Raw genomic sequence first — 9471 nt, 5'->3', positions numbered from 1 at the left:
TAGCGCATAAGTTACTACGTATTGTTTATGCCATGATTGATACTGGACAAACTTATCAGGAACTAAAAAAATCAGAGCGCTCGCAACAGGCTCTGATCTCAACTAATAATTGAATCCGATAACAACCTGAGTATACAAATTTTTTTGTGTTTTGGCTACCCTTTTATTTTGTATACTCATTTTTTAATTCTTTTCATAAAAAAAAGACGTGTCCGCGAATTTTTCATCGCGCCACGTCATTTTTTAATAATTACGGTTAAGCAATTGTTTAGTTAAATGGATCAAATCAGTTTGTGCTGTGCCAGCGGGTAGTTTCTGAATAGCGCTCAAAGCTTCTTCAGTATACTTAGCCGCCAAGTTTTGGGCTGCGGTAACGCCACCGGCAGCAACGACTAATTGGCGCACTTGTTCGCAATCGGCGTCGGTCATTGCCGCACGTTTTTTGAGCAGAGTTAATAATTCTGGATCAGCATCTTGTAGGGCAAAGACCAACGGTGCCGAGTAAACGCCTTGGCGCACATCCTCCAACACGGGCTTGCCTAAAATCGTGCTGCTTTGCTGATAATCAAGAATATCATCAACGATTTGAAAGGCCGTTCCGATCGCCATCCCAATTTGTTCACTTTGTTTAGCAAAGCTTTGGCTACTACCACTTTCGTAAGCGCCAATGAAGCACGCCGTACTAAACAGTTGTGCAGTTTTACCTTTGATTTGGAGTAAATAATCATCCAAACTCATCGATAATTGGTAGCGCATCTTCATTTGGTGGATCTCACCATTGAGGATCTTCTCCATGCTACGGGAATTAACCTGAATGCTCCGCAGATCACTGGTGTAGTGCGCCAATAATTTGAAACAAACGACGAATAGATAATCACCGGCGTAAACAGCGGTATCTTTGCCGAACTGTGCTTGGATCGTAGGCTGATTGCGCCGTAAATTAGCTTCATCAACTATATCATCATGGATCAGCGTTGCGGTATGCAAAGTTTCAACTGCCGCCGCCAACGCAATCATTTTTTTGCGGTCAGTTTGCTTAAATTGCGAAAATAATAGGCAATAAGCTGGTCGCAGTAATTTACCGCCAGCGTGGATCATGTCAATGATTGCATTGGTTACTTTAGGATCTTCTGTTTTAATATTTTGTTTGATCAAAGTCAGTGTGGCGTTTAATTCTGGTGCTAGTTGCGGATATTGCTGCCACATTGCATTAATTTTTGTCATAATGCGACTCCTTTTGCAAATGTCTCAAATGTCGTTGGCGTTTTTTTTGCGTCTGTATCTGGCTATAATTAGTCCTTAAGTAATTTAATGTGCGTACGTGCTCAAACAAATAATTAGCCGCGATGCCGATTGCGCTACCGGCTAGAATACCGATAAAGGATAAGATGGGTAAATAGAGCATTACGGTCCAACTCTGGGCAATAAAACTAGCGACTAGTAATTGCCCAACGTTATGCAGAACACCGCCGGCTGCGGAAATGCCGATAATACTAACCCGGTTAGGGCCTAATTGTTTGATTAATAGCATGCCAAAATAACTTAATAAGGCGCCACCAGCAGAATAAAGGAAGGTGGACAAGGTGCCGCCTAATAAAGCGGTCAGAATCAACCGCATCCATAATAATAAAAAGCTATCACTGAACGACATTGTAAAAAGGGCCACAATGGTGATCAGATTGGCTAAGCCTAATTTTGCGCCAGGTGCAAAGGCAAAGGGGAAGGGGATCATGCGTTCCAACAGACCAATAACAACCCCTTGGGCCACCAATAAAGCAATAAAAACATATTTTTGAATTTTAGGTTGGGTCATTATTTCTCCCTCATTCGGTGACCATCCCACCCTGGGTTTGGGAGCCGTGGTTAACCTTAATTTCAATTAATAATTTATGGGGTAAGCAGACGATCGTTTGCCCGGGTTTAGAGATCCAGCCACGGCGGACGCAAACTTGATCACGACAATTGGCGTCAACGATTGCGATTCGATCGTTTTTGATCTCAACCACGTTGTAGTCACCATCTGGCGCCCGGTAACGATATTTAGTTGAGCCTTTATGTCCAGTCAGCTTGATCGAGTATAATTTCTTACCGTCATGACTAATTATGGCGGTGCGTACTTGCTTAGTTTGCGCTTGATTTGCGGGCGTAACTTGATTTTTTTCGTGCAAGGCAAAAATAGCTAGTGGGGTGAACGAGCCGATTATCAAAAGGAGCACAATAATCACATCCCAAGGTCGAATCATTTTCAAATACTTATTCTTAGCCAAAGGTCGGACTCCATTCTATTGCCGATTTGCTCTGAAAAAAAGAAATGGCTCTGGGTAAGTCACCCCAGAACCATCCCGTTAAAGATTTAACTGTAATTGTTAGTGATTACCGTAAATTGATTTAAGATCGCCATACCACCAGTGTCCGAGATGCTTTTGCAGCCACGGCACGACCCAGAAATCGAGACCAAATGCACGGCCGGAACCGTTCATTAATGCTAGTGCCATGAATGGCATCCACATGTTGACCCAGTAGAACATACCAGATAAGCAGAAAACAACCACTAAACCAATTGTGACTGCGTTCGCTAACCAAGTGAACAAGCCGAATAAAATACATAAAGCCAAACCAATTTCAACAATGGTCATAAATTCTTGCATGAAAAGTGCTGTTTCTTTATTTGGAATAAAGAATTTCGTGACACTTTCATACCATTTTGGTAGATGCTTGAAGATCATCATTGGTTGTTTGCCATAATCGTAAGATAGACTGAAAAATTCGTTAGTTGGTGTCGTTGAGGCAGTTTCAACAGCTTTCTTTGCTGTGCCGGCTGCTTCAGAAGCACCACTAGTGGTTACTTTAGGGTAGAGCCAAGTGAATGGCAAACGTAACTTGCCGTTAAACCAAGAACCGCTACCTTGAACCTTAGTCCAACAATCGACTAACCACATTGATGCGTAGAAGATACGCGCTGGGACACTCCATAAAACATTACCGTAACGAGATAGGTGACCCCAGAAAGGATTACGACCATGACGATTACGGAAGAATTCATGCATACTATATTGGAAAATATAGTAACCAGCAAATGTGGTGAAGAAATACAAAAGATTGATCATATGCTTCATGATCGTACCGAACCAACCACTTAAATGGATACTACCGAAAACATTTGCAACACTGTAATGGGAACCGATAGAAACCACAAAACCAGAATAACTGCTTTTAAGTGGTTTAGGTGTGGTGCCATTAATGGTAGCCACAATATGCTCTGCTGCTGCAGCGCCTGTTTGTTCTGCAGCTTCGACGATTTGTGGCGTACCGCGATCGCCTTCATTTGTATTTAATGAAAGGTCACCGGCAACATAGGTATTTGGATATTGGTTAGATTGCATAAATTCATTGGTGATTAAACGGCCAGCACGACCTTGTTCCATATCGAAATCACTAGTATCAGTATTGGCCTTTAAGCCTGCAGTCCAGATAACTGTGTTGGTCGGTACATGGGAACCGTCCTTCAAAGTCATATAATCTGGGCCAACCTCAGTGATCGGTGTGGCTGTGCGAACATCAACGCCTTGTTTTCTCATGAAGCGTAAAGCTAAATCAGCATCTTTACGATCTAACATATTAAGGATCGTAGGGACAGCTTCATCAAGGATCAATGTGATCTCGCTAGGATCGATTTTATTTTCTTTAGCTAAAATTGGACGCCAATCAATCATTTCACCGATGGTTTCAACACCAGTAAAACCACCACCAACAACGACAAAAGTCAACATCGCTTTACGCTTGGCTGGATCATGTTCCACGGCAGCGGCAGCAACAGTCGCCTTAATGTGTTCCTTGATCTTGACTGCATCTTCCATCGACCATAAACTAAAACCATGTTCTTTAACGCCTGGTGTGCCGAAGTCATTGGATTCAGCACCCATTGCTAGAACTAAATAGTCATAATTGTAACGGCCATGTGCAGTAGTAACCACATTTTTATCGTGGTCGACCTTAGTGACATCATCAGTAACAAGTTCGACGTTCTTCTTATGTGCGAACAAACGACCTAAGTCATATTGGACGGCTTCTAACGGTACACGATCAGTTGCGACTTCATGCAATTCAGTCATGTAAGTCATGTAAGAATGACGATCGATCAACGTAATGTGAACGTCATGATTCTTTTTGAATCGTTTTGCTAAGCGTCTTGTAGCAGCGACGCCGGCAAAGCCAGCCCCAACCACTACAATATTTTTCTCAGCCATAAATGAACACCCCTTAATAATTGCAGTAGAATAAAAATTTCACAATCAACGTAGAGTTGAAAAAATTGAAAACTCTATATCAGGTAAATTATACAGAATAGAAACCGCTTTGTCTATCCGTATATCTAAAAGAAGTTAAAATAAATTCAAAAAAAAGACACAAAAAATATATGAACGACAATATAGCTCAATATATAGTACTTTTGGGGATCGTTTAGCGACGATCAAACAAAGTTAATGAGAAAAAATAATCTTTTTTAACGCGGAAGTACATTATTGATTTAAATGTTATTTCAACTGCCTGATTAGCTGTTGTAGCGGAGTCAACGATATATATTGATAATAATGCGAATTATTTTTAATGGAAAAATCGTCAACAATTAACCGCTTTCTAATGTAAGTCGACTTAGACTTGATTATGCCTAAAAATGTAATATACTTAACTGTGTGAAGTTAAACACAAATTACACAGGTGGGGGAATACATCATGAAATTAAACAAAATCGTCACAAGTTTTTCAGTTGTTGCAATGTCAGCTTTGACGTTGGCTTCAGCTATGCCAGTCCAGGCTGCTGATTCTTCAAGCTCATCAGCTGAATCAAGCTCAGTTACAGAAAAGAAAGTCACTGCTGGTAAAACAATGAAGGCCGGTACTTATAAATTAGAAGAGAAAAACTTTAGCCATGGTTATAAAGTCAAGATGTCAATGACTGTTGATAAAGATGGTAAGGTCACTGCTACTACTTATGATTATGTTGATAAAGATGGCAAGTCCAAGACTCAAGATGCTGACTATGAAAAGTCAATGAAGGCTAAGAGTGGCGTGGGCCCAGCTGAATATATTCCACAATTGAATGATTCCTTTAAGCAAAATGGTTCTGATACAGAAGCGATCGCAGTTGTTTCTGGCGCTACGGAATCATCTAACGACTTTAAGAATTATGCACAACAATTAGTCCAAGCAGCTCAAGCAGGCAAGACTAAAACGATCATGGTCAATAATGGCAAGAAAATGAAGAACGGTACTTATAAATTAGCTGAACAAAATTATTCACATGGTTACAAGATGACAATGGCTGTTACCGTTAAAAATGGTAAGATCACTAAGTCGAACATGGATTATGTGAATAAGAATGGTAAGTCAAAGACCAAGGATGCGGCTTACGAGAAACAAATGAAATCTAAGAGCGGCGTTGGCCCTAAGGAATATATCCCTGACTTAAATAAAGATTTGAAGGGTAAGTCAGCAACGACTTATCAAAATGTTAAGGTTGTTTCTGGTGCAACAGAATCATCTAACACCTTTAAGTTATATTCAGCACAGTTAGTTAATGCAGCCCAAAACGGCAGCAAAGGTACTATTAAGATCAGCAACTACGTTTACGCTGAATAAGCCACTATTGTAGGTTGTGATTTCGATTAAGTATCCATAGAATAGGGATGTGGCAAATTTTGCTACGTTCCTATTCTTATTTTTTACTAGCGATCAGCTTGAAAAGACGTTCATAGTAGCGCTAGATCAGTTTTAAGGTATAACCCAAAGAAGGAGAAATAAATGACAAAAGATGCAGCCACAAAGCCACTGACGTTTAAATTATTTCTAGAATTTATTCGTTTAAACGCCAAAACTGCCAGTGCCATTCCATTTATACTTGGTTTATTATATGCGAGCTATTATTTTAAAAGTGTGGATTGGCTTAATTCGTTGATCTACTTTGTTGCTCAGATGGCGATCGCTTTCTTTGTGACTGGTTTTAACAACGTTCAAGATTATAAGTTAGCCATCGATCAGCACTATCGCGATACTTATAACATTATTGGGCGCGAACATTTATCACCACGACGAATGTTGAATCTAATGCTCGCTTTTCTAGTTCTAGCCTGTAGTTTAGGTTTAGTCTTAGTTTGGCGGACTAATTTACTGCTATTATTTATGGGTGGTGCGGGTATTTTCATCACTATTTTTTATACGTATGGCCCAATTCCATTTTCTCGCTTTCCCTTAGGTGAAATTCTTTCTGGGGTAGCGGAAGGCTTTGGCGTGTTTTTTATCACAATTTACGTCAATGTGGCGCCGCAACAATTACTCGGTTTGTTTTTTGATTGGCCACGGTTTATGGTGACCGGTAATTTGGTCACCATATTGATTTTAATATTAGTTGGGTTACCGAATATTTTTACAGTGGGTAACCTGATGTTTGCTGATAACATGTCGGATCTACAACAGGATATTCGCAATCAACGATTTACCTTGCCATATTATTTAGGCATTAAACACGCTTTGACGGTTTATACCTGGGTGCTTTATCTTTGTTTTGTTAGTGTCACTGCTGGGGTCATCCTACGAGTATTACCGCCAGAGAGTTTGCTCGTTTGGCTGACCTTACCCAAGCTACGGAAAAATATTCGGATCTTCAAACAGCGGCAGATCAAAGAAAGTACGTTTGAAACCGCGATCCAAAATTTAATGCTTTTCCAAGGGGTGCAAATTGTGGCATTACTGTTGGCTATTTTACGTACGCAGGTATTCAGCTGATTTGACGACAGGCGGGTGCGCATGCTAAAGTTATGAACGTAAAGTAAAGGGGTGCAATCAATGTCAAGTGTTAAAGTTAGTTTAGCTTGCACTGTTTGCGGTGCGCGTAACTACATGGTACGTGTTAACGCCCAACATACGCAGCGTTTAACCTTAAATAAATATTGTAAACATTGTCAGCGTGAAACCTGTCACCAAGAAACGAGGTAAATAATTTAATGCGATTATTTCATTATTTAGGTGCTGTTCGCCAAGAAATGCGCGCGACTACTTGGCCGACACGCAAAGAATTACGCCATGATACAAGTACCGTTGTCTGGCTATCACTATTGTTTGCCGCTTATTTTGCAATTATCGATAACGGCATTCAATGGATTCTTAATCTGTTCATTTTCAAATAATTAGCGTGTGTCTAGACGCTTTTTCTGGTATACTTTTATCAGGGACGAAAACTTCGCGTGGCGGAGTTTTTTTATTTATCATTAATTTAAACTAAGGTCAGGTAATGACTACAAGCAGGTAAAGGAGCAACAAAAATGGAAACTGAATCAGCACAAAAACAATGGTATGTTTTGCATACTTACTCAGGTTATGAAAACAAAGTTAAAGGAAATTTAGAGTCACGTGCGCAATCAATGGGCATGGAAGATAACATTTTTCGCGTTGTCGTTCCCGAACAAGAATCACGGGAGATCAAAGATGGCAAAGAAAAAATATCAATGCAAAAAGAATTCCCTGGCTATGTTTTAGTCGAAATGATCATGACTGACCAAGCGTGGTTTATTGTGCGTAACACACCAGGGGTCACTGGTTTTGTTGGTAGCCACGGTGCTGGTAGTAAGCCAGCACCACTTTTGCCTGAGGAAGTTGAACGGATCTTACGTCAATTAGGGATGAGTGCGCGCCACACTAATGCTGATTTCAACGTTGACGATACTGTAACGATCATCGATGGCGCTTTTTCTGGCTTATCCGGTAAAGTAACTGAAGTTGATGCTGAAAAGCTAAAATTAAAAGTTAACATTGATATGTTTGGTCGCGAAACTAGTACCGAATTGGATTACGATCAAGTTGACGAATTGTAAAAAGATATCGTAGTAGGACTGCCGCGTACAAGTGGCGGTTCTTTTTTGATCACCGAAAGTGACTTGCTTCTCGTAAACGAGCATGCTATACTATTCGGGTGCGAATTTCGCACCGTGGCACATGGGTGTCGCGTTAAGTGGGAGGTCAAAATTAACTTGGCCAAATTACCACATCACGGACTTAAGGAGGTTTTGTCTCGTGGCAAAAAATGTTGTAAATGTCGTTAAGTTACAAATCCCTGCCGGTAAAGCAACTCCAGCTCCACCAGTTGGCCCAGCATTAGGGCAAGCAGGTATTAATATCATGGGCTTCACTAAGGAATTTAACGCACGCACTGCTGATCAAGCAGGCATGTTAATTCCAGTTGTGATCAGTGTTTATGAAGATCGTTCATTCGATTTCGTAACTAAGACCCCACCTGCTGCAGTTTTACTCAAAAAAGCTGCTGGTGTTGAACACGGTTCTGGCGAACCAAACACGAAAAAAGTTGCTACTGTAAGCAGTGACCAAGTACGTCAAATCGCTGAAACTAAAATGCAAGACCTAAACGCTGCAGACGTTGAAGCTGCAATGCGCATGGTTGAAGGTACTGCACGCTCAATGGGCTTCACAGTCGAAGGCTAATAACGCGCACGGATTTTCAATGAAAATTGTCTAATCAAGTGGGAGGAATTGCTTCCTGTGACCACATTTGCAAGGAGGAAAAACACAAATGGCTAAAAAGAGTAAAAAGTACGAAGCAGCTTTCAAGCAAGTTGACGCTGATAAAAAATACAGTGTTGACGAAGCGGTTGCTTTGGTTAAAAAAGTCGATTTCGCAAAATTCGATGCAACGGTTGAAGTTGCTTATAACTTAAACGTTGATCCTAAACAAGCAGACCAACAGATCCGTGGGGCAGTTGTTTTGCCAAACGGTACTGGTAAGACACAAAAAGTGATCGTTTTTGCTCAAGGCCCACAAGCTGAAGAAGCAAAAGCTGCCGGTGCTGACATTGTCGGTGCTGAAGACTTAGTACAAAAAATCCAAGATGGCTGGTTGGACTTCGATGTTGCTGTTGCTACACCACCTATGATGGCCCAAGTAGGTCGTTTAGGTCGTGTCTTAGGTCCTAAAGGCTTAATGCCTAACCCTAAGACAGGCACAGTAACAATGGATGTTACTAAAGCTGTTAATGATATCAAAGCAGGTCAAGTTGCTTACCGTGTTGACAAGGCTGGTATTGTCCATGCCCCAATCGGTAAAGTATCATTTGATGATGCTAAATTAGTTGAAAACTTCCAGACGATGCAAGATACAATTACTAAAGCTCGTCCAGCTTCAACTAAAGGAACTTATATCCAAAGCTTAACGGTTACTTCAACCTTTGGCCCTGGTGTTAAAGTTGATATTGCTTCTTTCTAAGTTGCAATTAAGGAACACAGTCAGTTAACGCTGGCTGTGTTTTTTTATTCCCTTGAATTGTCAAATTAAGTGCAATTTTTGATTATGATAGATCTCATATGGTGTTTTCCAATTTAAACATTTCCGTGGCCTTTTATTCAGCCGATCAACGAATTCTAAAATGACGGTATCCGAAATTGGATCCATATCCTGATTTTTAG

The 9471-nt window shown here is 40.7% G+C and carries 11 protein-coding genes and 1 pseudogene; 7 read left to right on the top strand and 5 right to left on the bottom strand.

Features of this window, described 5'->3' with window-relative positions:
• Positions 1–243: 243 nt before the first annotated feature.
• From EKM76_RS11630 to EKM76_RS11615, 4 genes are all read right to left on the bottom strand, one after another.
• Positions 244–1224, bottom strand: coding sequence for a polyprenyl synthetase family protein (locus EKM76_RS11630; protein WP_125550793.1), 981 nt, complete (start codon positions 1222–1224; stop codon positions 244–246).
• Positions 1211–1813, bottom strand: coding sequence for a Gx transporter family protein (locus EKM76_RS11625; RefSeq protein WP_125550792.1), 603 nt, complete (start codon positions 1811–1813; stop codon positions 1211–1213). The genes EKM76_RS11630 and EKM76_RS11625 overlap by 14 nt, the downstream gene beginning before the upstream one ends.
• 10 nt (positions 1814–1823) lie before the next feature.
• Positions 1824–2243 carry a NusG domain II-containing protein gene (locus tag EKM76_RS11620; RefSeq protein WP_191986920.1) on the bottom strand — a complete coding sequence of 140 codons (420 nt, stop codon included), beginning with the start codon at positions 2241–2243 and terminating at the stop codon, positions 1824–1826.
• Between the two features lie 123 nt (positions 2244–2366).
• Complete coding sequence (locus EKM76_RS11615) at positions 2367–4247, bottom strand: NAD(P)/FAD-dependent oxidoreductase (protein WP_125550790.1); 1881 nt, start codon at positions 4245–4247, stop codon at positions 2367–2369.
• A gap of 487 nt (positions 4248–4734) precedes the next feature.
• Here EKM76_RS11615 and pplA point away from each other — a divergent pair, with 487 nt between their 5' ends.
• The 7 genes from pplA to rplA all read left to right on the top strand — a co-directional run bounded on the left by pplA (position 4735) and on the right by rplA (position 9271).
• Entirely contained in the window at positions 4735–5640 is a 906-nt protein-coding gene (gene pplA / locus EKM76_RS11610; RefSeq protein WP_125550789.1) for an extracellular electron transfer flavoprotein PplA, read from the top strand.
• Between the two features lie 162 nt (positions 5641–5802).
• Positions 5803–6783, top strand: coding sequence for a UbiA family prenyltransferase (locus EKM76_RS11605; protein WP_125550788.1), 981 nt, complete (start codon positions 5803–5805; stop codon positions 6781–6783).
• A gap of 60 nt (positions 6784–6843) precedes the next feature.
• A complete protein-coding gene (gene rpmG, locus EKM76_RS11600) occupies positions 6844–6993 on the top strand; it encodes a 50S ribosomal protein L33 (RefSeq protein WP_125550787.1) in 150 nt (49 codons plus the stop codon).
• A gap of 8 nt (positions 6994–7001) precedes the next feature.
• Positions 7002–7184 (top strand): preprotein translocase subunit SecE, encoded by a 183-nt coding sequence (secE, locus tag EKM76_RS11595; protein ID WP_125550786.1) that lies wholly within the window; start codon positions 7002–7004, stop codon positions 7182–7184.
• Between the two features lie 135 nt (positions 7185–7319).
• Positions 7320–7868 (top strand): transcription termination/antitermination protein NusG, encoded by a 549-nt coding sequence (gene nusG, locus EKM76_RS11590; RefSeq protein ID WP_125550785.1) that lies wholly within the window; start codon positions 7320–7322, stop codon positions 7866–7868.
• 199 nt (positions 7869–8067) lie between these two features.
• The gene (gene rplK, locus EKM76_RS11585) at positions 8068–8493 is read left to right on the top strand and encodes a 50S ribosomal protein L11 (protein WP_125550784.1); all 426 of its coding nucleotides are present in this window, start codon (positions 8068–8070) and stop codon (positions 8491–8493) included.
• Positions 8494–8581: 88 nt separating this feature from the next.
• Positions 8582–9271: a 50S ribosomal protein L1 gene (gene rplA / locus EKM76_RS11580; protein WP_125550783.1), complete on the top strand. Its 690-nt coding sequence runs from the start codon at positions 8582–8584 to the stop codon at positions 9269–9271.
• Positions 9272–9331: 60 nt separating this feature from the next.
• On the opposite strand, the pseudogene EKM76_RS13885 reads toward rplA, so the two are convergent.
• A pseudogene (locus EKM76_RS13885) lies at positions 9332–9471 on the bottom strand (IS30 family transposase); the annotation flags it as partial.

Origin of the sequence: Loigolactobacillus zhaoyuanensis (genome assembly GCF_003946385.1) — a bacterium.
Lineage (GTDB): Bacteria > Bacillota > Bacilli > Lactobacillales > Lactobacillaceae > Loigolactobacillus > Loigolactobacillus zhaoyuanensis.
This window is presented reverse-complemented; position numbering and strand designations above follow the sequence as displayed.